Genomic DNA, 21636 nt, shown 5'->3' with positions numbered 1-21636 from the left:
AAAAAACCTAATGATTTCAACACGTTACAAAGCTCCCCGACTTCCCGCCATGCTTTTCCAGCAGCTTCACATCGGTGATGGTCATGCCCCGGTCCACCGCCTTGCACATGTCGTAGATCGTCAGCAGGGCGGCGGTGACGGCCGTCAGCGCTTCCATCTCGACGCCGGTCGGGCCGACGGTTTCGACCGTGGCGGCGCAGCTCACATGAGCCGTTTCATCATCAATAAGACCGTTTGCGCTTGTTCCACCAGCGGAACTAGCTATGAATTCAATAGCAATTCGGGTCAGCGCCAGCGGATGGCACAGGGGAATCAGGTCGCTGGTTTTTTTGGCCGCCATGATGCCGGCGATGCGGGCAATGCCCAGCACATCGCCTTTTTTGGCGTTGCCAGCCAGAATCAGGGCCAGCGTGGCCGGTTTCATCTCGATCCGGCCCTGGGCAACGGCGATGCGGTGCGTGGCCGCCTTGGCCGCGACATCGACCATGTGGGCCTGGCCCTGGCCGTCAAAATGGGTGAGGGGTGAAGATGTCGTCATGTTGATACAGAACCTTTACAAGAATGCATCATCATAAAAGCTTGCCTGTGCATCCCTACACGCCCTGAAGGTAACTGCTCTTGACTTCTTCGAACCGCTCTGACAACACCCCGCCACAGCCGCGCCATGCCTGGCGCCGGCTGGTGCTGGTGCTGGCGCTGGCGCTGTGCCAGCTTGCGCCGCCCCTCTCGCTGGCCCAGACGGCGGGCGCCGCGCCTGGCCGGGCAACCGGCTCGCTGCCGTCGCTGGGCGACAACTCCGAGCTGTCCGCCGCCGCCGAGCGCCGCATCGGCGACCGCATTGCCGTCAGCATTTACCGCGACCCCGACTATGTCGATGACCCGGTGCTGGTGGACTACCTGCAGGGCATCTGGCAGCCGCTGATGGCTGCCGCGCGCGCGCGGGGCGAGCTGCCGGCGGAACTCGACGAGCGCTTTGCCTGGGAACTGTTCCTGATCCGCGACCGCAGCATCAACGCATTTGCCCTGCCCGGCGGCTATTTTGGCGTGCACCTGGGCCTGATCGGCACCGTGGGCAGCGCCGATGAACTGGCCGCCGTGCTGGCCCATGAAATGAGCCATGTCACGCAGCGGCATATTTCGCGGCTGATGACGCAGCAGTCCCGGCAGGCGCCGTGGATGATTGCGGCAATGATTTTGGGGGTGCTGGCCGCCAACAAGAACCCCAACGCGGGCAGCGCGGCCATCGTCGGCGGGCAGGCACTGGCGGCGCAGGGGCAGCTGAATTTTTCGCGCGACATGGAGCGCGAGGCCGACCGCGTCGGCTTTGGCGTGATGGAGGGCGCCGGCTATGCCAGCCGGGGCGTCTCGGGCATGTTCGAAAAGCTGCAGCAGGCCAACCGGCTCAATGACAACGGCTCGTTTCCCTACCTGCGCTCGCACCCGCTGACCACCGAGCGCATCGCCGAGGCGCAGGCCCGCGTGCAGCTGGCGTCGGCGGCAGCCAAGCCGTCACCCGAGAAGCTGGCCGCCGAGAGCCGCACGCAGCTGCTGCACGCGATGATGGCCCCCCGCGCCCGCATCCTGGCCGTTCCCGGCGTGGATGCGCTGCGCACCATGCTGGCCGAGGGCCAGCGCAGGGCGGCTGCCTTGCCCGCGCCGCAGCCGGCGGCGCCAGCGGTGTCGGCGGCCACGGTCCGCGATGCTGGCGCGCTGTATGGCGGCGCCTTCGCTGCCGCCCAGCTGCGTGATTTTTCGGCGGCGCGCAACCTGCTCGGCCGGCTCAAGCCGCTCACCGCCGACATCGGGCCTGCGGCCAAGGCCGCCGAACTGCTGGCCATCGAGGTCGATTTGCTGGAGGGCAAAATACCGGCGTCCGCAGCCTCGGCCGACATCGGCAAGGCCGGCTCGCGGGCCGAGTTGCTGCTGCAGGCGAAGGCGCTGATGGCGGCCAGCCGCGCGCCGGACGTGTCGCAGGCGCTGCAGACCTGGGTGGCCGTGCATCCCCGCGATGCGATGGCCTGGCAGTTGCTGGCCGTTGCCTGCGGCCAGCAAAACCAGCCGGTGCGGGCGATCCGGGCCGATGCCGAAAGCCGCGCCGCCCAGCTCGACTACGCCGCTGCGCTGGACCGCTTCAAGGCGGCGCAGGGCTTGATGCGCAGCAGCCCGGCCAGCGCCGATTATGTGGAAGGCTCGATCATCGACACCCGCACCCGGCAGGTCGAGTCAATCCTTAAAGAGCAGGCGCTCGAGGACAAAGTCAATCGCTAGCTGCAGCACCGAGTAGATCAGCGAGCCCAGCAGCGCGGCGCCGAAGCCGTTGACGTTCAGCCCGCTGACCAAGCTGGCCGCCGCCCAGAACATCAGGGCATTGACGACAAACAGGAACAGCCCCAGCGTGATCACCGTGACCGGCAGCGTCAGCAGCACCAGGACTGGGCGCACCACCATGTTCAGCGCGCCGAGCACCGCCGCCGCAATCAGCGCGCCGGTAAAGCTGGTCACCACCACGCCCGAATACAGGTAGGCCACCGCCAGCAGGGCGGCGGCGCTGAGCAGCCATTTGAGGAGAAGTTTCATGGCGCCAGAATACCACTGCCGATTTTTGGCAGCAACGGCAGCTCAAGGCTTCTCAGGCCGATTGGCGTGCCGCCTGGGCGCGGCGGTTGGCCCACCAGCCGGCGGCCAGCACACCCGCCACGGCGGCGGCATAAGTCGCCCACTCGGCGGCGGTATGCAGGGACTGCGCCGATGGCAGGACGCCGGGGCCGCCATAAATGGAGTCAAGCAACTGCTCGCCGACAATCATTTTGGCGGCGGTGAAGGCCAGCACGGCCGCGCCGATCTTGATGATGACGGGGAAGCGCTCGACCAGCTTGAGCACCATGGTGCTGCCGAACACCACGATGGGCACGCTCACCAGCAGGCCGATGACGACCAGGTCAAACGCGCCATGCGCCGCACCGGCCACGCCCAGCACGTTGTCGATGCCCATCAGCGCGTCGGCGATCACAATGGTCTTCATGGCGCCCCAGAAGGTGCTGGCCACCGGGCCGTCATGCTCTTTGTCGCCCTGGTCGGCCAGCAGTTGGTAGGCTACCCACAGCAGGCCCAGTCCGCCGACCAGCATCAGGCCGGGAATTTTCAGCAGCCACACCACGCCGATGGTCATCACCGAGCGCACCACAATCGCCCCGGCGGCGCCCCAGACAATGGCCTTTTTCTGCAGATGGGGCGGCAGGTTGCGCGCGGCCAGCGCAATCACGATGGCGTTGTCGCCGGCCAGTACCAGGTCAATCAAAATGATGGCCAGCAGGGCCGACCACCAGGGGGCTGTAAATAATTCCATTGCGCAGGCTTTCCAGATTCAGGTTTCAAGGGTGGACAGCCGGATGAACGGCTGTCCGCAGGGGTGAAACCGGACAGGGCCAGGCGAAGTTGCGGATGGGATTTTTCAAACGCCACGAACACCTCGATTGAACCTGCACCGGTTTCAATCGAAGGTCTGGCTCGGCCTGCAGCGGGGCTGCATGCCCGGCAAGCCGGAAGCGTGAGCTTCGTATTGACGACTTGCCGAAGCGGTTGTGGCGGGCTGTGGATGAAACAGGCCCCGCAACAACCAGGGAGTTACTCCCCTTCGAAGCCGGTATTGGACAGGACTTGGTATTTCATTGCAATTGCTGTGGTCTTTTGCGGATTTCCCCGGCCCCCGGAACAGGGCGGCCTACCGGCCGATAATCAGGCGCCCGGCCCAGGCCATGTTGCCCGCGGCGCCTTTTGCTTTTTTCTTCTTCCCATGTTCCCATGCCCGGCATCCACATCATCGACATCGAAGCCGCCATCAATTATTGGCGCGGCAAACACCCCTCGGCCGACGGCGTGACGCTCGCGCCCGAGGTGCGCGCCCTGGCCGGGGTGTATGCGCGCATGGTGTTCGAGCACCAGGACACGGCCGACGAAGCCGATTTTCCGGCCGGTGCGCTGGCCGCCTGGCATGCGTGGTACGACACCACGGCCGACACGCCGTGCATCGCCATCTGCTCGACCAGCCAGGGCGATGCATTGTGCAAGGGCTGCGGCCGCACTTTTGAAGAGGTGCAGCACTGGCTGGCGATGAGTCCGGTTGAAAAGCGAATCACCTGGCGGCGCATCACCCAGGAGGCCACGGCCTGGCGTTTTGGCCGCTATGCCGACCGGGCGCTGGAAAAAAAGTAGCCTGGCAGGTGCATTTTTAAGCCAAACAGGGCTTTTGCGCATATGCACAGTGCGCTGGCAGCTATCAATTTAAGAGTGATCCGTATTTAAGCGCTACACTGCCGACATGCTTCGCCTGACCCGCGCCCCGAATATTGCCATCGCCGCTTTGTGGGTGGATGCCTTGCAGCAGGCCGGTTATTCAGCCAGCATGCAGCGCTATTTCCTGGGCAGCGTGGCGGGCGAATTGCCGCCCGACCAGTGCCAGCCCGAAGTCTGGCTGACGAACGACGAAGAGCAAGCCGGCGCGCGCGCCTTGCTGGACGCGCTGCAGAACATGCCGCAGCGGCGCTGGCTGTGCCGTTGCGGCGAAACGGTCGAAGGCGGATTCGAGCAGTGCTGGCATTGCGGAACGGCCATGCCGGCAGGTTTGGCCTGAGCGCTGCAGCCTGCGCCGGGCACAAAAAAAGCGGGCTGTCCAAAGCCCGCTTCAATATTTAGGAATCCGCTTACACCCGTTTGGCCAGTTCAGCCGCCATGCCGACATAGCTGCCCGGCGTCATGGCCAGCAGGCGTTCCTTGGCGGCATCAGGGATTTCCAGCGACCGGATCAGGCCATGCAGGTCTTCGGGCCTGACGGTCTTGCCGCGCGTGACTTCCTTGAGCTTCTCGTAGGCGCCCGCTACGGCGTAGCGGCGCATGACCGTCTGGATCGGCTCGGCCAGCACTTCCCATGAATTGTCCAGGTCGTCGGCCAGCGCTTCGTTGTTGAGTTCGAGCTTGTTCAGGCCGATGCACAGCGAGTTGTAGGCCAGCACGGCGTAGCCCAGCGCCACGCCCATGTTGCGCAGCACGGTCGAGTCGGTCAGGTCGCGCTGCCAGCGGCTGATGGGCAGCTTTTCGCTCATGTGGCGCAGCAGCGCGTTGGCCAGGCCCAGGTTGCCCTCGGCGTTTTCAAAGTCAATCGGGTTGACCTTGTGCGGCATGGTCGAGGAGCCGATTTCGCCCTCTTTGAGGCGCTGCTTGAAGTAGCCGACGCTGACATAGCCCCAGATGTCGCGCGCCAGGTCGATCAGGATGGTGTTGGTGCGGGCCACCGCGTCGAACAGCTCGGCCATGTAATCGTGCGGCTCGATCTGGATGCTGTAGGGCTGGAAGGTCAGGCCCAGGCCCAGCGGCTCGGGCGTTTCAATCACATGGCGGCTGAAGGCTTCCCAGTCAAAGTCGGGCCAGGCGGCCAGGTGGGCGTTGAAGTTGCCCACGGCGCCGTTCATCTTCGCCATCAGCTTGATGCCGGCAATCTTTTCGCGGGTATTGACCAGGCGAACGACCACGTTGGCGATTTCCTTGCCGACGGTGGTCGGGCTGGCGGTCTGGCCGTGGGTGCGGCTGAGCATGGGCACGTCGGCATGCGCGTGCGCCAGCTGGCGCAGCTTGTCAATGACCTTGTCGAGCGCCGGCAGCACGACCTGCTCGCGGCTGCTTTTCAGCTGCAGGGCCTGGCTGGTGTTGTTGATGTCTTCGCTGGTGCAGGCAAAGTGAACGAATTCGCTGGCGGCCTGCAACTCGGGCCGGGCTTCGAACTTGGACTTGATCCAGTATTCGACGGCCTTGACATCGTGGTTGGTGGTTTTTTCAATCGTCTTGATGGCGCAGGCGTCGGCTTCGGAGAAGTTCTTGACCAGGCCCAGCAAATAAGTGCGCGCGCCGGGGCTGAGCGGCTTGAATTCGGCGAATTTGGCGTCTGACAGCGCAATGAACCAGGCAATTTCGACCTGGACCCGGCGGTGCATATAGCCCTGCTCGGACATCAGGGGGCGCAGGGTGGCGAGTTTGGCGACGTATCGGCCGTCCAGCGGCGACAGGGCGTTGATGGGTGAAAAGCTCATGGGGTGTGATTGTAGGCGGCACTGGCCAGGGGCCTGGCGCCGGTTTAATGGATGAAAAACTGCTATCTTCATGGCCTGCCGCCATGTTGTTCAAGCCGTGCCTTGACTCGATAGAATCTACCATCTCCCGGACCACGACAAGAACTTAACTTCATCATGAAACTCATCGGATCCGCCACCAGCCCCTATGTACGCAAGGTGCGCATTGTCATGGCAGAAAAAAAGCTCGACTACCAGTTTGTACTGGAAGATGTCTGGGCAGAAAACTCAGCCATGAGTACCTCCAATCCGCTGGGCAAGGTGCCCTGCCTGGTGATGGAGGCGGGCGAGGCGATATTCGACTCGCGCGTCATCGTCGAATACCTGGACACGCTGTCGCCGGTGGGCAAGCTGATTCCTGCGCAGGGCCGGGAGCGCGCCGAGGTCAAGACCTGGGAAGCGCTGGCCGATGGCATCATGGATGCCGCCTTGCTGGCCCGGCTGGAGGCGACCTGGTCCGGCCGCAGCGCCGAGCAGCGCTGCGACGCCTGGATCATGCGGCAGATGGGAAAAATCGACACTGCGCTGCAGGCCATGAGCAAGGGCCTGGGCGACAAGGCGTATTGCAGCGGCGTTCATTTCAGCCTGTCGGATGTGGCGGTCGGCTGTGCCCTGGGTTATCTGGATTTTCGCTTCCCCGAGATCGCCTGGCGTGAAAACCATCCCAAGCTGGCCAAGCTGCAGCAAAAGCTCGCCCTGCGCCCGAGCTTCGTGGAAGTCCCGGCGGGCTGAAGCCGCGCGCGGCCCCTGCGGGAGCGCGGCCATGACTGCGCATACCGCTGCCCCGGAGATAAAAATGTTGCGAAGCGTCCCGGTGCGAACAAGGGAGTGAGGGAGGAGTGAAACCGCCCCGGACATGCAGACCGGCCTGGATGGCCGGAAAGGCTTCGCAACAATGAAACGGTGGTTACCTTGTTTGTGTATTGCTGCGCAAGGCCTGATACAAGGTAAACGATATAAACAGTAAGACTGAAGACAGCCTAAACGAGTTCCTGCTTGCCGGAAAAAGCTTCGGTAAATTTTTGTTAAGCGTTTTGCAGCCTGTACGCAGGGGCTTGCTGGGCTCATGGCCTGGCCAGCTGCTTTTCGATTTCGGCCACGAACTTGCCGCCTGCCGGGTCGGTCATGGAATTGAAGGCGGCCACCGCCGTGCCGTCGCGCGCAATGATGTATTTGTAGAAGTTCCAGCGCGGCGCGGTGCCGGTCTTGTCGGCCAGCTGTTTAAAGAGCGGGCTGGCGTCCTTGCCGGTCACGCGGGTCTTGGTGAACATCGGGAATTTCACGCCGAAGGTGTTCTCGCAAAAGTCGGCAATCTCCTTGTTGCTGCCGGTTTCCTGCGAAAAGTCATTGGACGGAAAGCCCAGCACCACCAGGCCGCGCCCCTGGTATTTGGCATGCAGCGCTTCCAGGCCCTTGTACTGCGGGGTAAAGCCGCAAAAGCTGGCGGTGTTGACGACTACCACGACCTTGCCGCTGTACTGGCACAGCGACTGCGGTTTTTCATCCTGCAGGCGCAGCACGTTTTGTTGCAAAAGCGCGGGGCAGGACGGCGGCGTGGACGGCGCGTCAAGGCTGGCCGCGCCTGCGGGGAAAGTGGCGGCCAGCGCAGCGCTGGCAATGAGCGCCCAAGCCACAAAGGGGAGGGGAAAAGCGTCCATGGCGTGCTTACATTAAAAATGATGATTTACGTTTATACGCAGGGGGCTTGCGACTGGATCCGGATTTTTTTGCTGCCCGGGCCGGCTGTGCTGCAAAGGCCCTGACGGCATTGCTTGTCACGGTCCGTTCCTAAAATTCAATGAATATCCAGACAAGCGCTGCATCCAGCACAGGATGAATTGAGTATCTGCCGGCGAAGGAGTTCCCATGCTTTACCCCGAATTGTTCAAGCAGCTCGAAGCCGTGCGCTGGAACATGGACACCGACATCCCGTGGTCCGCTTTTGACGCTTCGCTGCTGACCGACGAGCAGGCCCAGACCATCCGAATGAACGCGATCACCGAGTGGTCGGCCCTGCCGGCGACCGAAATGTTCCTGCGCGACAACCGGGGCGACAGCGATTTCTCGGCCTTCATGTCAATCTGGTTTTTCGAGGAGCAAAAGCATTCGCTGGTGCTGATGGAGTATTTGCGGCGCTTCCGGCCCGAGCTGCTGCCGACCGAGCAAGAGCTGCACGCGGTGCGCTTCGAGTTCGAGCCCGCGCCGCCGCTCGAAACCCTGATGCTGCATTTTTGCGGCGAGATTCGCCTGAACCACTGGTACCGCTGCGCCAGCGAATGGCATACCGAGCCGGTCATCAAGCAAATCTACACCCTGATCGGCCAGGACGAGGCGCGCCACGGCGGTGCTTATTTGCGCTACATGAAGCGCGCCATCGGCCAGTCCGGCATCGCGGCCAAGGCGGCTTTTGCCAAGGTCGGCGTGCTGATGGCCAGCGCGCGGCGCACCTCGCAGGCCCTGCATCCGACCAACCTGCATGTCAACAAAGCTTTGTTCCCGCGCGATACCGTCCAGAGCCGCTTGCCCGACCCCGAGTGGCTGGAACACTGGCTGGACACGCAGATCTGCTTCGATGCGGTGTGGGAAAGCCGCGTGGTCGAGCGCATCCTGCACAATCTGGGGCTTTTGCTGGGCCAGCCTTTCAAGACCGTCCAGCAGCTCAACCACTACCGCAAGGAACTGGGGCGCCAGATGGCCGCGTCCCTGGAGCCCGGCGCCACACCCCACGTTTCATGAAGCCTCCTGCATTTTTGGACAAGATCGTCGCCCGCGAGGACGCACCCGCCCGCGTCGCCGCGCTGCCGCCCCCCGTCGTCTTCACCAATGGCGTGTTCGACGTGCTGCACTGCGGCCACGCGACCTACCTGGCGCAGGCGCGCCAGCTCGGCGCCAGCCTGGTGGTGGCGCTCAACACCGACGCCTCGGCCCGGAGGCTGGGCAAAGGCCCGGAGCGCCCGCTGAACCGGCAGGAAGACCGCGCCGTGCTGATCGCCGCGCTCGAATCGGTCAGCCTGGTGACCTGGTTCGACGAGGACACGCCGCTGGAGCTGATCAGCGAGATCAAGCCCGACGTGCTGGTCAAGGGCGGCGACTACGACATGGACAAACTGGCCGAAACGGCGGTGGTGAAAGCCTACGGCGGGCAGGCGCTGGCGATTCCGTTTGTCGATGGGTATTCGACGACTGCGCTGGTGAGGAAGATTCGGGGTGGGGAAGCGGCGGGCTGAGATTTGCTATTTTATTGATAGCTGTTTATGCCCGTCCTGGTTGCGCAGAAGGCTGATTTCATTGAAATCCGGTCACTGCCCAGGGCACCAGCCTCTTTGCTGGCGGGCAGCGACCGGGCTTTAAGCGCCGTTTCCGAAGGGGATGAGAATAATCTTGCCGACGTTCAAGCCCGATTCCATCCGCCGATGCGCATCCGCCGCTTTTGACAGCGCAAAGACACTGTCGAGCACTGGCGCCAGGTTTGCGCGCTCGAAATGACGCAGCCACTGTTCGCTGAACCTGCGCACCATCGCCTGCTTGACCTGTGGCGGCCGGGATTTCATGACGGTTCCCATGATCTGCAGGTGTTTGTAAAGCAGCCGGTCCAGCGGCAGCGCGGCATTCTTGCCGCCGCCCAGCAGGCCGACCTGAACCAGGCGTCCGCCGTCCGCAAGGCTCAGGAGATTGCGCTCAAGGTATGGCGCGCCGATGAAATCGATGACCACATCGACGCCGCGTCCGTCCGTGGCCCCGGCGATCACGGCGGCGAAGTCTTCGGTCTTGTAGTCGATGCCCCGGTCGGCGCCAAGTTGCTGGACGCGCTCGAGCTTGCTGGCATCGGCGGTCGCAAACACCTGCGTGCCGATGGCATGCGCCAACTGCACGGCGGCCGAGCCGACGCCGCCTGCCGCTGCATGAATCAGAACGGCATCGCCTGCCTGCAGGCGGCCCAGGTGAACCAATGCTTCATGCGCCGTGACGAACACTTCGGGAATCGCTGCCGCATGGATGTAGTCGAGTCTCTCGGGGATGTGCATGGCCATCCGGTAGTCGATGCGCGCGATTTCCGCATAGGCGCCGCCGCCGACGATGCCCATGACGCGGTCACCGGTCTGGAACCCATCGACCTCGGCACCGGTGGCGATGACTTCGCCCGCGATCTCAAGCCCCATGATGTCTGAGTCGCCGAAGTTGGCACGGCCGTAGCCGCCGCGCCTGTGCGTCAGGTCGGCGCGGTTGACGCCCACCGCGTGGTTGCGCACCAGCAGGTCATGCGGGCGCAGCACCGGTTCGGGGGCGTCGCCCAGCTGCAATACATCGGCTTCGCCGAACTCCTTGAAATTGATGGCTTTCATGCTGATCCTTGCTGGTTTGACCGGGTAAAAAAAAACGGGGGGCCGCCCAATGCCTCCATCCGGACGGCTGGTGTTGAATGTCACGGGGCGGGAGGCATGTCACGGGGCGGGAGGCGCGCCGTCGAAAGCGTCCTGCAGCAATTGCCGCAAGGCCTTGGCCTGCAACGGGCGCGGGTTCGGGTACTCGTCTTGCATCGTGATCGCGCAGGCGCGGTCCAGGTCCGCTGCCTGCATGCCGATGTCCTTCAGCGCCAGCGGCGCGCCGTTGGACTGCGCCAGCCGGTACACCGCCATCGCGGCGTTGTCGCCCTGCAAGGCCCTGGCGATGCGCCGCATCGCCGGCTGCGCGGCCGCGCTGTTGTAGGCCAGCGCATGGGGCAGCACGATGGTGTGTGTTTCGGCATGCGGCAGGTTGAAGCTGCCGCCCAGCGTGTGGCACAGCTTGTGGTGCAGGCCCATGCCGACGCTGCCCAGCACCTTGCCGCACAGCCATGTGCCGTAGAGCGCGTCGGCGCGCGCCCGCAGGTCGCGCGCATCCAGCCGGATGGCCGGAAGTGCGCGCGCCAGCGCCGCAATGCCTTCTTCGGCCAGCAGGCTCATGACCGGATTGCCGTCGGCGGCATACAGGCCCTCCGCCGCATGGGCGATGGCGTTGATGCCGCTGACGACCGACATGCCGACCGGCAGCGCCAGCGTGAGTTCGGGGTCGTAGATCACGGTGCGCGGCAGGACGCGCAAATCCCTTCCGGTGCGCTTCAGGCCGTTGTCGGTCAGGCCGTAGATCGGCGTCATCTCCGAGCCCGCATAGGTGGTGGGAATGGCCAGCACCGGCAGCCCGGAGTCCAGCGCAATCGCTTTGCCCAGGCCGATGGTCGAGCCGCCGCCGATGGCCACCGCGCAGTCGGCGCCGTGCTGCGCCGCAAACCGGCGCGCATCCTGTGCGGTGGCGAGCGGCACATGCATCACGGCCCCGTCGAAGATGCCGGCGGCGCGCGAGCCGAGCAGGTCGGCCAGTTGCTCGGCCTGCGCCCGCTGCTGCGGCGTGCAGAGCAAGATAGCCCTGCGCGCCCCCATGGCATCGAGTTCGGCGCCCGTGCGCGCCAGCATGCCGGCACCGAACGCCACCCGCTGCGGCTGGCTGACGAAGGTGAAGTGCCCCAGGCCGCCCATGTGGTGATCGGCCATCATTCGGCGACGATGTTGTGGCGCTTGATCACGCGGCCCCAGCGTTCGCTTTCGGACTTGACCAGGCGGTTCATCTGTTCACGCGAGCCCGCCACGACCTCGAAGCCATCGTCGGTAAAGCGCCTGGCCACCGCCGGGTCATGCAAGACCGCGCTCATGTCGGCGGCCAGGCGGTCCAGCACCGGCTCGGGCGTCCTGGCCGGCGCCACCATGCCGACCCATGAATAGACTTCAAAGCCCTTGTAGCTTTCGGCCAGCGCCGGCACGCCCGGCAGTGCCGGGCTGCGCTGCGGCGAGGTCACGGCCAGCGCCCGCAGCTTGCCCGCCTTCACCTGCGGCAGCACCAGGGGCAGGCTGGCAATCATCGAATCCACATGGCCGCCCATCAGGTCGGTCAAGGCCGGGCCGCCGCCCTTGAACGGGATGTGCAGGCCACTGGTTCCCGCCGTCTCATGAAACAGCTCGGCCGCCAGGTGGTTCGAGCTTCCCGCCCCCACCGATGCGAACGACACCGCACCTTTTTGCTTCGCCGCAGCGACATATTCCTGCAGCGTCTTGAACGGCGACGCGGCAGGCACCACCAGCACCATGGGCGAGCGCGCGATGTAAGACACGCCCGTGAGGTCGCGTGCGGTCACATAAGGCAGCTTGGGGTAGATGTGCTGCTCGGTGGCGTACGAGTCGAACACCAGGGCCAGCGTGTAGCCGTCCGGTGCGCTCTTGGCCACGGCGGCCATCCCGATGGTGCCGCCCGCACCACCCTTGTTCTCGATGATCAGTTGCTGGCCCAGCCGGGCGCGAAGCGGCTCCTGGATCTGGCGGGCGACCTTGTCCACCGTGCCGCCGGCCGCAAAAGGGACGACCAGCGTGACCAGGCGCGAAGGATAGGCCTGCGCCTGCGCCCAGCTTGAGACACCCAGGCACAGCGCCATGCCGAGCGCCAGCCGGCGTGCCAGCGCAGCAGGGCGGCGGGCCTGGCCGTGGTGTTGTGTGTTCTGAAAATCCATCCGATGCTCCTTGGGTTGGTACCGGCTGGATGCTATCAGTGGCAAAAAATAGTGACAATAACGTCCATACGCTAAACGCTTTTGCATAAGATGCACAAATGAAATCCGTTAAATTTGCAGAAAACCTGTCGATGTTCGTGGACGTGGCGCAGGCCAGGAGTTTCTCGGTCGTCGCGCGACGCCAGGGAATGGTCGCCTCATCGGTGGCACGCCAGATCGACGCCCTGGAGCAGGACCTGAAGGTCGCGCTCTTCACGCGTTCCACCCGCGCGCTCGTGATGACCGATGCGGGGCAGCTGCTGTTTGACCGAGCCGTCAAGCTGTTGAGCGACATGACCGAGGTGCGCGGCGAGGTGGTGTCGCTGGAGCAAAAGGTGCAAGGCCTGCTGCGCGTCAGCTGCGTGCCCGCTTTTGGCCGCCGCCATGTGGTGCCGCACCTCGGTTCGCTGTTCGAGAAGCATCCCGACTTGCGCGTGGAGCTGGAACTCACCGAGCGGGTGGTGGATGCGGTGCTCGAACGCTTCGATCTTGTGATTCGCGTCGGTCCTCAGCCTGACAGCAGCATGATCAGCCAGCGCATCGGCAACCAGCGCTACATCGTCGGGGCTTCGCCGGCCTACCTCGAACGCCATGGGCATCCCACGCATTTCGACGAACTGGCCCGGCACCGGCTGATCGACCGGCAGCACAACACCGCGGCGCGCGGCTGGCGTGAACTCGTCGGCCACAACGGCCTGCTGCCGGCGCAGTTTGCTTTCGAGTGCGATGACTGCGATGCGCGCCGCCTCTCGGCGGCCCAGGGGCTCGGCATTGCCTTGATGCCCAACTGGGCCATCGGCGAAGACCTGGCGGCAGGGCGTCTCGTCGAGCTTGAACTGGCGGGCCTTGCGGCGCAGCCGGTGTCGGGCATTTTCCTGATGCGGGCCGCGCCGCGCGCCAATTCAAAGACCCGGGCCTTCACCCAGCACCTGCTCGACAGCATCGGACGCTCCGCCAGCTGGGTGCGCGATGCCGCGACGGCAAAGCCGGCCTCGTAGGCAGCGCGGCCGCAGGCCATGCACGGAACGTGACGCTGGGCAGTGTGCTGCTGCTGGCGATTGCGTTGGTCGAGAGGGTCTGTGGCGGGATGAGGATTGCTACTTTATTAATAGCTGCTAGCGCATATCCTGATTGCGCAAAAGGCTGATTTCTTCAAGAGTTTGTCGTTGTGCGGGTATTCAATGGGCTGGGCGTGCCGGTTTGCACTTCATCATTCATGATTGTACAATAACACGTACATATTTGGAGCCTCGTTATGAATGCCATCACCTACTCTGCCGCCCGCGCCAACCTGGCCAGCACCATGAATCGGGTGTGCAACGACCATGAAGCCTTGATCATCACCCGCAACGGACAACAATCCGTGGTCATGCTCTCGCTGGAGGACTTCCAGGCGCTGGAAGAAACGGCCTACCTGCTGCGCAGCCCCGCCAACGCCAAGCGCCTGCTCGCTGCCGCTGCCCAACTCACCGCTGGCCAAGGCACTGAGCGGGAGTTGAGCGAGTGAAGCTGGTCTTTGCGGATGAGGCTTGGGAAGACTACCTCTACTGGCAAAAGCACGACAAGCGGATGGTTGAGCGCATCAACAAGCTCATCCGGGAGACACAGCGCGAACCGTTCTCGGGTGTCGGCAAGCCCGAGCCGCTCAAGCATGCGCTGTCAGGCTTCTGGTCGCGCCGGATTACCGATGAACATCGCATGGTTTACAAGGTAGAAGGCGATGCGCTTTTGCTGGCGCAGCTTCGTTACCACTATTGAAAACGCCCAGGGGTGGCGACCGCGACATGGACAAACTCAGTCCGAGACGGCGGTGGTGAAAGCCTACGGCGGGCAGGCGCTGGCGATTGCGTTTGTCGATGGGTATTCGACGACGACGGCGCTGGTGAGGAAGATTTGCGCGGGTTCTGCTGCGGGCTGGATTTTGCTATCGTATTAATAGCTGATTGCGCATGTCCTGATTGCGCAGAAGGCTGATTTCATTGCGTCATCATCCAGCCTCATTCTCGATAGGCCAGCGAGTTGCAGTAGTCGAGAGCTTTCTTGGCCGTTGGAACGCCAATACGCATTTCCTTGGGGGCGCTGGCTTCGGTGTTTGAACTTGTAGCGCGGATTTCACCAATGAGTTTTTCCGCCAGTTTTCGAAGTTCAGGATCGTCTGAGTGCGCGACAACCGCATTGAGTTTATTAACGATGCGCGATTTCTTGGCCATCATTCCGAGCGCCTCAATCATTTCGCGATGCCATTTGGTGTTCATAGGCGCCTACAAGCTTTGGTGTGTATTGTGATTTATGCGGAAGGCTGCTCTCAAGGCGCCACATCCCCAGCCCGCACCGCCGCCACTTCAACCGGCCTGCCCCGCACCTTCCCCGCCATGCGTCTGATGAACTGCTCCAGATCATCCATATACGTGAACACCGCCGGCACCACCAAGAGGCTCAGCACCGTCGAGGTGATCAGCCCGCCGATCACGGCGACCGCCATCGGCGAGCGAAAGCTCGAATCCGCCGCGCCGAAGCCCAGCGCAATCGGCAGCATGCCCGCACCCATGGCCAGCGTGGTCATGATGATGGGGCGGGCGCGCTTGTGGCAGGCGTCGAGCAGCGCATCCCGCCGGCTCATGCCTGCGACCACCGGATGGCCGTCGCTGCCGTCGTGCCCGCGCCGCGCCACGATGGCGTACTCGACCAGCAAAATCGAGTTCTTGGTGGCGATGCCCATCAGCATGATCAGGCCGATCAGCGAGGGCATCGAAAAGCTCTTGTCGGCGATCAGCAGGCCGACGAACGCGCCGCCCAAGGACAGGGGCAAAGCGGCAAGAATGGTCACCGGGTGCAGAAAGTCCTTGAACAGCAGCACCAGCACGATGTAGATGCACAGCACGCCGGTCAGCATCGCCAGGCCGAAGCTGGCGAACAGCTCGCCCATGACCTCGGCGTCGCCGATTTCCACCACCTTCACGCCGGCGGGCAGGTTCTTCACGGCGGGCAGTTCCTGCACCGCCTTGGTCACGTCGCCCAGCGGCAGGCCGGACAGCTCGATCTCGAAGTTCACGTTGCGCGAGCGGTCGTAGCGGTCGATGATGGCCGGGCCGCTGGCAATCGACAGCGTCGCGACCTGGCCGAGCATCACCGGCCCCCTGGCGCCCGGCACTGACAGGCGTTCGAGAACGCTCAGGTCCCGGCGCGCGGCGTCGGCCAGCTTGACCACAATCGGCACCTGGCGCTCGGACAGGTTGAGCTTGGGCAGCGACACGTCGTAGTCGCCGAGCGTGGCGATGCGCAGCGTGTCGCCGATGGCGGCGCTGGTCACACCCAGGTCGGCGGCGCGCGCAAAGTCGGGCCGCACGGCGATTTCGGGGCGGATCAGGCTGGCGCTCGACGCCACGCTGCCCAGGCCGGGAATGGTGCGCAAGTCCTTTTCGACCGCGCGCGCGGCAGCGTTCAGGGCCAGCGGGTCTTCGCTGGTCAGCACCAGGATGTATTTCTCGCCCGAGCCGCCGAGGCCGACCTTGCTGCGCACGCCGGGCAGGGCTTCGAGCGCGCTGCGCATCTTGTTCTCGATGCCCTGCTTGCGCGGCCGGTCGCCGCGCTCGGCGAGCTGCACGGTCAGCGTGGCCTTGCGCGTTTCGGCCGCGCCCGAGCCGGCAAACGGGTCGCTGCCCGCCGTGCCGCCGCCAATCGTGGTGTACACGCTGCGCACATGCTCGACCTTGGCAATCATCAGCCGCGCCTGCTCGGCCGCCGCTTCGGTCTGCTTGAGGGTGGAGCCGGGCTGCAGTTCCAGGTACACCTGCGTCTGCGAGTTGTCGTCGGGCGGGATGAAGCCGGTCGGCAGCAGCGGAATCAAGAGGATGGAGCCGACAAAGAACAGCGTCGCCATGACCATCGTGACCACGCGGTGCTGCAGGCACCAGCCGGCGGCGCGTATGTACACCTTGAGCCAGCCCGGCTCCCTGTGGTCGCCGACGATGGGTTTCAAAATATACGCGGCCATCATCGGCGTCAGCACCCGCGCCACCACCAGCGAGGCGATGACCGCCAGTGCCGCCGTCCAGCCGAACTGCTTGAAGAACTTGCCGGCGATGCCGCTCATGAAGGCCGTCGGCAAAAACACCGCGACCAGCGTGAAGGTCGTGGCGACCACCGCCAGGCCGATCTCGTCGGCCGCCTCCATCGCCGCCTGGTAAGGCGTCTTGCCCATGCGCAGATGCCGCACGATGTTCTCGACCTCGACAATCGCATCATCGACCAGGATGCCGATGACCAGCGACAGCGCCAGCAGCGTGATGACGTTGATCGAAAAGCCCAGCAGCTGCATGCCGATGAAGGCCGGAATCACCGACAGCGGCAGCGCCACGGCCGAGACAAAGGTGGCGCGCCAGTCGCGCAAGAACAGCCAGACCACCAGCACCGCCAGAATCGCGCCTTCGTAGAGCAGGTGCATCGAGCCGTCGTATTCCTCCTGCACGGGCTGCACGAAATTGAACGCTTCGGTCAGCACCAGGTCGGGATGCTGGGCCTTGAGGTCGGCTAAAGCGGACTGCACCGCATTGCCGACGGTGACTTCGCTCTCGCCCCGGCTGCGCGCGACTTCAAAGCCGACGACCGGCTTGCCGTCGAGCAGCGCGGCCGAGCGCGGCTCGGACACGGTGTCGCTGACGGTGGCGACATCGCTGAGGCGAATCCTGCGGCCGTCGCCCAGCGCCAGTTCGAGCGCGCCCAATTCCTGCGCCGACTTGACGGTGGCCAGCGTGCGCACCGGCTGCTCGCTGCCGCCCAGGTCGGTGCGGCCGCCCGCGCTTTCGGTCTGCACCTGCTTGAGCTGGCGCGAAATGTCGGCGGCGCTGGCGCCCAGCGCCTGTAGCTTGGAGGCATCCAGCGCCACGCGCACCTCGCGCGTCACGCCGCCGACGCGATTCACCGCGCCCACGCCGCGCACGGCCAGCAGCTTGCGCGAAATGTCGTTATCGACAAACCACGACAGCGCCTCGGCGTCCATGCGGCTGGAGGCAATCGTGAAGGCCAGGATCGGCTGCCCGGCCAGATCGACCTTGGTGACGACCGGGTCGCGCACGTCGGCGGGCAGGTCCGAGCGCACGCGCGCCACGGCCGAGCGCACGTCGTCCACCGCTTCCTGCACCGGCTTTTCAAGGCGGAATTCGGCGGTGACGCTCACGCCGCCGTCCTGCACCTTGGTCATGATGTGCTTGAGGCCCTGCACGGTGGCAATCGAGTTCTCCAGCTTGCGCGCGACTTCGGTCTCCAGCTGTGCGGGCGCCGCGCCCGGCAGCGAGGCCGAGACGCTGACGGTGGGTAAATCGATGTCGGGAAAGTTCTGCACCTTCATGGCGTTGAACGACAGCATGCCGCCAAAGGCGAGCAGCACGAACAGCATCACCGCCGGAATCGGGTTCTTGATGGACCAGGAGGAGACGTTCATGGGTTTGCTCCTTCTTTGATAGCTGTTTGCGCTGATGCAGCCTGCGCAGGAGTCTGATTTGATTCATTTTCCTGACTAATCCGCACCAGATCGCCGTCATTCAGGAAGCCCGCGCCGTTGACGACGATGCGCGCATCCGCTGGCAGGCCCGAGACGACTTCGATGCGCTCGCCGGCCAGCCGCCCGGTCTGCACCTTGAGCTGGCTGACGCGGTTGCCGTCGCCCAGCCGGAACACGTAGTTGAAGCCGTCGCGCACCACCAGCGCGCGCTGGGGAATGGTCAGCGAGGTGGACGCGCCCAGGTCAAACTCGCCGCGCGCAAACATGCCGGCCCTGGCGGTCGAGCCCTTGCTGGCGGCCGAGGGCAGATCGACATACACCAGCGCCGAGCGCGTCAACGGATCGACGCTGGGCGCGAGCATGCGCACGCGCCCGCGCAGTTCGCCGCCGCTGGCTGGAGTCACGCTGACCGGCAGGCCTTCCCTGATCCGGCCCAGTTCGCTGGAGGTCACTTCGGCGCGCCACTCCAGCCGGCCCTGGCGGATCATGCGAAACAGCTCGGCGCCGTTGCCGACGACCGCGCCCACGGTGGCGCTGCGCGCCGAGATCACGCCGCTGTCGGGCGCCAGCACCTGCGTCTGGCGGCCGCGCAACTGCTGCGCGCCGAGCACCGCCTGCGCGGCTTCGGCGCGCGCTTTGGCGGTTTTCTCAAGCGTTAAATACTGGTTGATCTGCTGGGCGCTCAGCGCGCCCGAGCTTTGCAGGCTGCGCGCGCGTTCGGCATTGGCGGCGGCATCGGCCGCGTTGGCCTGCGCCTCCAGCAGGCTGGCGCGCGCCTGCGCCACGTCGGCCTGCACGCTGTCCGTCGAAAACGTCGCCAGCACCTGGCCGGCCTTGACCACGTCGCCGACGTTGACGCGCACCTCGGTCAGCCGCAGGCCGCTTGACTCGGCGCCGATGACGGCTTCCTGCCAGGCGGCGATGTTGCCGTTGGCCGCCAGCGTGACGGCCAAGCGGGTCGATTCGGGCAGGGCGGCGGTCACGGTCAGCGCGGGCTTGGGCGCGGCCTTGGGCGGGCTGGCTGCGGTTGAATCACGCGGGCTGGAGGTGACAAAGTAAGCGCCTGCAGCGATGGCCAGCACGGCGATGGCGGCGACGATGACGGACTTGGCAGAGGGTTTGTTCATGGTGAAAGCTCAGTCAGGAGGATGGCCGGGGCCGGTCTATCGGGCTATTGGTGGGCTATTGATGGGCTTATTGGGAGGAGGCGGGGGCCGGTGAAACGGCAGCGGCGTTGTTGAGCCGCGCCAGCGCCGGCGTCCAGCCGCCGCCCACGGCGCGGTACAGCGCCACGCCGGCCGCCTTGCGCTCCTGCTGCAGCGACACGCGGCTGATTTCAGCGGCCAGCAGCGTGCGGCGGGCGTCTTCCAGTTCGGGCAGGCTGGCCAGGCCGTTCTTGTACAGCGCTTCGGTGCCGGTGAAGGCGGCGCGGTAGCCGGCCACCGCCGTTTCGGCATCGCCCTGGCGCGCGCCGGTGCTCTGCAGATTGACCAGCGCTTCCTCGACCTCGCGCACCGCCTGGCGCACGCTGGCGCGGTACAGCGCGGCGGCTTCGTCGTAGCGCGCCTGCGCGGCTTGGACATCGGCGGTGCGCCGCCCGCCGTCAAACAAAGGCAGGCTCAGGCTCAGCGGGCCGATGGACCAGGTGTCCAGGGTGACCGTGGTGCCGAGGGCGCGCGCCTGCGCAGCGCCGATGGAGCCGCTCAGCCCCAGGCGCGGGTAGCGCGCGGCCTGGGCACTGCCCACATCGGCGCTGGCGGCCGCGACTTCGCGCCCGGCGCTGAACACGTCGGGCCGCTGGGCCAGTACGTCGGCCGGAACGGATGCTATTGAAACAATAGCTGTCTGCGCCCGTTCCACCTGCACAGGAGCCAGTTTTTGCCTTAAATCGGGCTCTGCCAGCCCGCTCAGGGCGACCAGGGCCTTCAGGTCCAGCTCGCACAGCGCGGCCTGGCGCGTGGCGCGGCCGCGCGCGTCGGCGGCGCTGGCGCGGGCCAGCGCGTCGGTGGCCGGCGCGGTGAAGCCGGCCTGCGTGCTCAGGCCAGAGAGGCGCGCGGTTTCCTGGCGCGACGCGGCATCAAGCTGCGTCACATTGGCCAGCGCGCGGCAGCTGCGCAGGCTGTCGTACTGGTTGGCGACCTCGGCGGCCACCGACACGCGTGCCTCGTGCCACTGCGCATCGGCGCCCAGCAGGCGCTGCGCGGCCGCATCCAGGCTGGCGCGGCCGCCGCCGGCCACATCCAGTTCCCAGGCCGCCTGCAGCCCGGCCTGCGCCGTCGTCACCACCGGCACGCTGTCCGACCCGATGCTTTGCAGCGAGCGGCTGCGGCTCAGGCTGGCGGAGGCATCGAGCGTCGGCAGCAGGGCGGCACCGGCCGCCACCCGGGCGGCGCGCGCCTGCTCGATGCGCGAGCGCGCCGACGCCACCGTCGGGCTGACGGCCTGGGCGGCGGCAATCAGCTCGGCCAGCACCGGGTCGCCCTGCTGCCGCCACCACTGGCTCAGGTCAGTCAGCGAGCCCTGGTGCGGCAGCGCCGCCTGCCACTGCGGCGGAACGGGCGCGGACACCAGCGGCGGCGCGGGCAGCGTGGCGCAGGCGCCCAGCCACAAGGGCAGCAGGCCGATCAGCAGGCGCGAAGGGGTTGTCAAGCGTGATGTCATGATTTTTCTGGTTGTTCCTGATAGGCCGGCGGCGGCTGGCGCTGCGCCGCTTCGATGTTCACCATGGCTTCGGCATACAGCACCATCTGGCTCACCCAGGCGTCAATCGCCTCTGGCTGGTCGATCAGCTGGGGCCGGATGGCCTGCACGCAGTCGCGCCCGATGAACAGCTGCAGCGGCAGGCCGGTGATGCTGAAGGCCAGCCGGTGCAGGCCATCGTCCGCCACTGAGAGCCCCAGGTGCCGGGCCAGCACCGCCACCAGCGCGGCATGGGCGGGCTTGATGTCGTTGTCAATTTCCTCGGCCCACAAGCCGGTCGGCTCCAGCATTTCGCGAAAGTGCAGGCGCGTGCACTGCTGCACCAGTTCGCCTTGTTTCATCGGCGCTAAAAAACTGCCGATAAACGCCTGCAGCGATTGCCGCAAAGTGAAATCGGGCTGGTCGTACAGCGCCCGCTGGTCCTCGGTGCAGCCCATTGGTTCGGTGAACGCGGCGCGGTAAAGCCCCGCCTTGTCGCCGAAGTAGTAGCTGATCGAGGCAATGTTGGCGCTGGAGGCCAGGGCAATCTCGCGCGTCGATGTCTTGCTGAAGCCTTTTTCGGCAAACAGCCGGAGCGCGGTGTGCAGCAGGTTCTGCCGGGCCTTAGTGCCGTCAGCACGCTGCCCGCGCGTTTCCTGGCTGGGCGGTTCAATGGGCGGCGATAACGGTGGTGACGGCGATAAGGGCAGGGCTGAAGTCATGGGCTTGATTACATCATGACAATCAAACGATTGATTTAATTA

At 65.2% G+C, this 21636-nt stretch carries 23 protein-coding genes; 10 read left to right on the top strand and 13 right to left on the bottom strand.

The genetic code is table 11. From position 1 onward, the window contains the following. Positions 1 to 16 precede the first annotated feature (16 nt). A complete protein-coding gene (moaC, locus tag PNAP_RS19590) occupies positions 17 to 538 on the bottom strand; it encodes a cyclic pyranopterin monophosphate synthase MoaC (protein ID WP_011803282.1) in 522 nt (173 codons plus the stop codon). Positions 539 to 618: 80 nt separating this feature from the next. Between moaC and PNAP_RS19585 the strand changes: the two genes are divergently transcribed. Then, positions 619 to 2268 carry a M48 family metalloprotease gene (locus PNAP_RS19585; protein WP_011803281.1) on the top strand — a complete coding sequence of 550 codons (1650 nt, stop codon included), beginning with the start codon at positions 619 to 621 and terminating at the stop codon, positions 2266 to 2268. On the opposite strand, the gene PNAP_RS19580 is transcribed toward PNAP_RS19585, so the two are convergent. Then, positions 2224 to 2577, bottom strand: a complete 354-nt coding sequence (locus PNAP_RS19580; RefSeq protein WP_011803280.1) for a phage holin family protein — start codon at positions 2575 to 2577, stop codon at positions 2224 to 2226. The genes PNAP_RS19585 and PNAP_RS19580 overlap by 45 nt on opposite strands. A gap of 52 nt (positions 2578 to 2629) precedes the next feature. Beyond that, a complete protein-coding gene (locus PNAP_RS19575) occupies positions 2630 to 3346 on the bottom strand; it encodes a TerC family protein (protein WP_011803279.1) in 717 nt (238 codons plus the stop codon). A gap of 455 nt (positions 3347 to 3801) precedes the next feature. Here PNAP_RS19575 and PNAP_RS19570 point away from each other — a divergent pair, with 455 nt between their 5' ends. Beyond that, on the top strand, positions 3802 to 4212 hold the full coding sequence (locus PNAP_RS19570) for a DUF3717 domain-containing protein (protein ID WP_011803278.1): 411 nt from the start codon (positions 3802 to 3804) through the stop codon (positions 4210 to 4212). Between the two features lie 106 nt (positions 4213 to 4318). Then, positions 4319 to 4630 (top strand): hypothetical protein, encoded by a 312-nt coding sequence (locus PNAP_RS19565; protein ID WP_011803277.1) that lies wholly within the window; start codon positions 4319 to 4321, stop codon positions 4628 to 4630. A 70-nt stretch (positions 4631 to 4700) separates the two neighbouring features. Here the strand turns inward: PNAP_RS19565 and purB are convergent, their stop codons facing one another. Next, on the bottom strand, positions 4701 to 6080 hold the full coding sequence (gene purB / locus PNAP_RS19560; protein ID WP_041376831.1) for an adenylosuccinate lyase: 1380 nt from the start codon (positions 6078 to 6080) through the stop codon (positions 4701 to 4703). Positions 6081 to 6236: 156 nt separating this feature from the next. Between purB and PNAP_RS19555 the strand changes: the two genes are divergently transcribed. Next, positions 6237 to 6851, top strand: coding sequence for a glutathione S-transferase N-terminal domain-containing protein (locus tag PNAP_RS19555; protein WP_011803275.1), 615 nt, complete (start codon positions 6237 to 6239; stop codon positions 6849 to 6851). Between the two features lie 332 nt (positions 6852 to 7183). On the opposite strand, the gene PNAP_RS19550 is transcribed toward PNAP_RS19555, so the two are convergent. After that, complete coding sequence (locus PNAP_RS19550) at positions 7184 to 7777, bottom strand: glutathione peroxidase (protein WP_041376830.1); 594 nt, start codon at positions 7775 to 7777, stop codon at positions 7184 to 7186. A 208-nt stretch (positions 7778 to 7985) separates the two neighbouring features. On the opposite strand from PNAP_RS19550, the gene PNAP_RS19545 reads away from it, so the two are divergent. Both PNAP_RS19545 and rfaE2 read left to right on the top strand, forming a co-directional pair. Next, positions 7986 to 8855, top strand: coding sequence for a ferritin (locus PNAP_RS19545; RefSeq protein ID WP_011803273.1), 870 nt, complete (start codon positions 7986 to 7988; stop codon positions 8853 to 8855). Beyond that, complete coding sequence (gene rfaE2 / locus PNAP_RS19540; RefSeq protein WP_011803272.1) at positions 8852 to 9346, top strand: D-glycero-beta-D-manno-heptose 1-phosphate adenylyltransferase; 495 nt, start codon at positions 8852 to 8854, stop codon at positions 9344 to 9346. Before PNAP_RS19545 ends, rfaE2 begins: the two co-directional genes overlap by 4 nt. A gap of 120 nt (positions 9347 to 9466) precedes the next feature. On the opposite strand, the gene PNAP_RS19535 is transcribed toward rfaE2, so the two are convergent. From PNAP_RS19535 to PNAP_RS19525, 3 genes are all read right to left on the bottom strand, one after another. Beyond that, the gene (locus PNAP_RS19535; protein WP_011803271.1) at positions 9467 to 10462 is read right to left on the bottom strand and encodes an NAD(P)H-quinone oxidoreductase; all 996 of its coding nucleotides are present in this window, start codon (positions 10460 to 10462) and stop codon (positions 9467 to 9469) included. Between the two features lie 99 nt (positions 10463 to 10561). Then, positions 10562 to 11650, bottom strand: coding sequence for a maleylacetate reductase (locus tag PNAP_RS19530; RefSeq protein WP_011803270.1), 1089 nt, complete (start codon positions 11648 to 11650; stop codon positions 10562 to 10564). After that, complete coding sequence (locus PNAP_RS19525) at positions 11647 to 12654, bottom strand: tripartite tricarboxylate transporter substrate binding protein (protein WP_011803269.1); 1008 nt, start codon at positions 12652 to 12654, stop codon at positions 11647 to 11649. The genes PNAP_RS19530 and PNAP_RS19525 overlap by 4 nt, the downstream gene beginning before the upstream one ends. A 98-nt stretch (positions 12655 to 12752) precedes the next feature. On the opposite strand from PNAP_RS19525, the gene PNAP_RS19520 reads away from it, so the two are divergent. The 4 genes from PNAP_RS19520 to PNAP_RS28170 all read left to right on the top strand — a co-directional run bounded on the left by PNAP_RS19520 (position 12753) and on the right by PNAP_RS28170 (position 14629). Then, complete coding sequence (locus PNAP_RS19520) at positions 12753 to 13691, top strand: LysR family transcriptional regulator (protein WP_011803268.1); 939 nt, start codon at positions 12753 to 12755, stop codon at positions 13689 to 13691. A 257-nt stretch (positions 13692 to 13948) separates the two neighbouring features. Continuing rightward, the gene (locus PNAP_RS19515; protein WP_011803267.1) at positions 13949 to 14200 is read left to right on the top strand and encodes a type II toxin-antitoxin system Phd/YefM family antitoxin; all 252 of its coding nucleotides are present in this window, start codon (positions 13949 to 13951) and stop codon (positions 14198 to 14200) included. Continuing rightward, positions 14197 to 14451: a Txe/YoeB family addiction module toxin gene (locus tag PNAP_RS19510; protein WP_011803266.1), complete on the top strand. Its 255-nt coding sequence runs from the start codon at positions 14197 to 14199 to the stop codon at positions 14449 to 14451. Before PNAP_RS19515 ends, PNAP_RS19510 begins: the two co-directional genes overlap by 4 nt. A 52-nt stretch (positions 14452 to 14503) precedes the next feature. Next, complete coding sequence (locus PNAP_RS28170) at positions 14504 to 14629, top strand: hypothetical protein (protein ID WP_269667271.1); 126 nt, start codon at positions 14504 to 14506, stop codon at positions 14627 to 14629. A gap of 61 nt (positions 14630 to 14690) precedes the next feature. Here PNAP_RS28170 and PNAP_RS19505 read toward each other — a convergent pair whose 3' ends face one another. From PNAP_RS19505 to PNAP_RS19485, 5 genes are all read right to left on the bottom strand, one after another. After that, positions 14691 to 14948 (bottom strand): hypothetical protein, encoded by a 258-nt coding sequence (locus tag PNAP_RS19505; protein WP_011803265.1) that lies wholly within the window; start codon positions 14946 to 14948, stop codon positions 14691 to 14693. A gap of 50 nt (positions 14949 to 14998) precedes the next feature. Further along, positions 14999 to 18133, bottom strand: coding sequence for an efflux RND transporter permease subunit (locus PNAP_RS19500; protein ID WP_011803264.1), 3135 nt, complete (start codon positions 18131 to 18133; stop codon positions 14999 to 15001). Next, entirely contained in the window at positions 18130 to 19320 is a 1191-nt protein-coding gene (locus PNAP_RS19495) for an efflux RND transporter periplasmic adaptor subunit (RefSeq protein WP_011803263.1), read from the bottom strand. The genes PNAP_RS19500 and PNAP_RS19495 overlap by 4 nt, the downstream gene beginning before the upstream one ends. 67 nt (positions 19321 to 19387) lie before the next feature. Continuing rightward, a complete protein-coding gene (locus PNAP_RS19490) occupies positions 19388 to 20854 on the bottom strand; it encodes an efflux transporter outer membrane subunit (protein ID WP_011803262.1) in 1467 nt (488 codons plus the stop codon). Further along, positions 20851 to 21594: a CerR family C-terminal domain-containing protein gene (locus PNAP_RS19485; protein ID WP_011803261.1), complete on the bottom strand. Its 744-nt coding sequence runs from the start codon at positions 21592 to 21594 to the stop codon at positions 20851 to 20853. Before PNAP_RS19485 ends, PNAP_RS19490 begins: the two co-directional genes overlap by 4 nt. Positions 21595 to 21636: the final 42 nt, after the last annotated feature.

The organism is Polaromonas naphthalenivorans CJ2, assembly GCF_000015505.1.
In the GTDB taxonomy this organism is placed as follows: Bacteria; Pseudomonadota; Gammaproteobacteria; order Burkholderiales; family Burkholderiaceae_C; genus Polaromonas; species Polaromonas naphthalenivorans.
This window is presented reverse-complemented; position numbering and strand designations above follow the sequence as displayed.

Bases quoted from the DNA above. Each gene is read 5' to 3' on its own strand.
- PNAP_RS19520 (WP_011803268.1), top strand. From the start codon at position 12,753: ATGAAATCCGTTAAATTTGCAGAAAACCTGTCGATGTTCGTGGACGTG.
- PNAP_RS19495 (WP_011803263.1), bottom strand. From the start codon at position 19,320: ATGAACAAACCCTCTGCCAAGTCCGTCATCGTCGCCGCCATCGCCGTG.
- PNAP_RS19575 (WP_011803279.1), bottom strand. From the start codon at position 3,346: ATGGAATTATTTACAGCCCCCTGGTGGTCGGCCCTGCTGGCCATCATT.
- PNAP_RS19525 (WP_011803269.1), bottom strand. From the start codon at position 12,654: ATGGATTTTCAGAACACACAACACCACGGCCAGGCCCGCCGCCCTGCT.
- moaC (WP_011803282.1), bottom strand. From the start codon at position 538: ATGACGACATCTTCACCCCTCACCCATTTTGACGGCCAGGGCCAGGCC.
- PNAP_RS19530 (WP_011803270.1), bottom strand. From the start codon at position 11,650: ATGATGGCCGATCACCACATGGGCGGCCTGGGGCACTTCACCTTCGTC.
- PNAP_RS19565 (WP_011803277.1), top strand. From the start codon at position 4,319: ATGCTTCGCCTGACCCGCGCCCCGAATATTGCCATCGCCGCTTTGTGG.
- PNAP_RS19515 (WP_011803267.1), top strand. From the start codon at position 13,949: ATGAATGCCATCACCTACTCTGCCGCCCGCGCCAACCTGGCCAGCACC.
- PNAP_RS19570 (WP_011803278.1), top strand. From the start codon at position 3,802: ATGCCCGGCATCCACATCATCGACATCGAAGCCGCCATCAATTATTGG.
- purB (WP_041376831.1), bottom strand. From the start codon at position 6,080: ATGAGCTTTTCACCCATCAACGCCCTGTCGCCGCTGGACGGCCGATAC.
- PNAP_RS19555 (WP_011803275.1), top strand. From the start codon at position 6,237: ATGAAACTCATCGGATCCGCCACCAGCCCCTATGTACGCAAGGTGCGC.
- PNAP_RS19500 (WP_011803264.1), bottom strand. From the start codon at position 18,133: ATGAACGTCTCCTCCTGGTCCATCAAGAACCCGATTCCGGCGGTGATG.
- PNAP_RS19535 (WP_011803271.1), bottom strand. From the start codon at position 10,462: ATGAAAGCCATCAATTTCAAGGAGTTCGGCGAAGCCGATGTATTGCAG.
- PNAP_RS19545 (WP_011803273.1), top strand. From the start codon at position 7,986: ATGCTTTACCCCGAATTGTTCAAGCAGCTCGAAGCCGTGCGCTGGAAC.
- rfaE2 (WP_011803272.1), top strand. From the start codon at position 8,852: ATGAAGCCTCCTGCATTTTTGGACAAGATCGTCGCCCGCGAGGACGCA.
- PNAP_RS19505 (WP_011803265.1), bottom strand. From the start codon at position 14,948: ATGAACACCAAATGGCATCGCGAAATGATTGAGGCGCTCGGAATGATG.
- PNAP_RS19580 (WP_011803280.1), bottom strand. From the start codon at position 2,577: ATGAAACTTCTCCTCAAATGGCTGCTCAGCGCCGCCGCCCTGCTGGCG.
- PNAP_RS19550 (WP_041376830.1), bottom strand. From the start codon at position 7,777: ATGGACGCTTTTCCCCTCCCCTTTGTGGCTTGGGCGCTCATTGCCAGC.
- PNAP_RS19490 (WP_011803262.1), bottom strand. From the start codon at position 20,854: ATGACATCACGCTTGACAACCCCTTCGCGCCTGCTGATCGGCCTGCTG.
- PNAP_RS19485 (WP_011803261.1), bottom strand. From the start codon at position 21,594: ATGACTTCAGCCCTGCCCTTATCGCCGTCACCACCGTTATCGCCGCCC.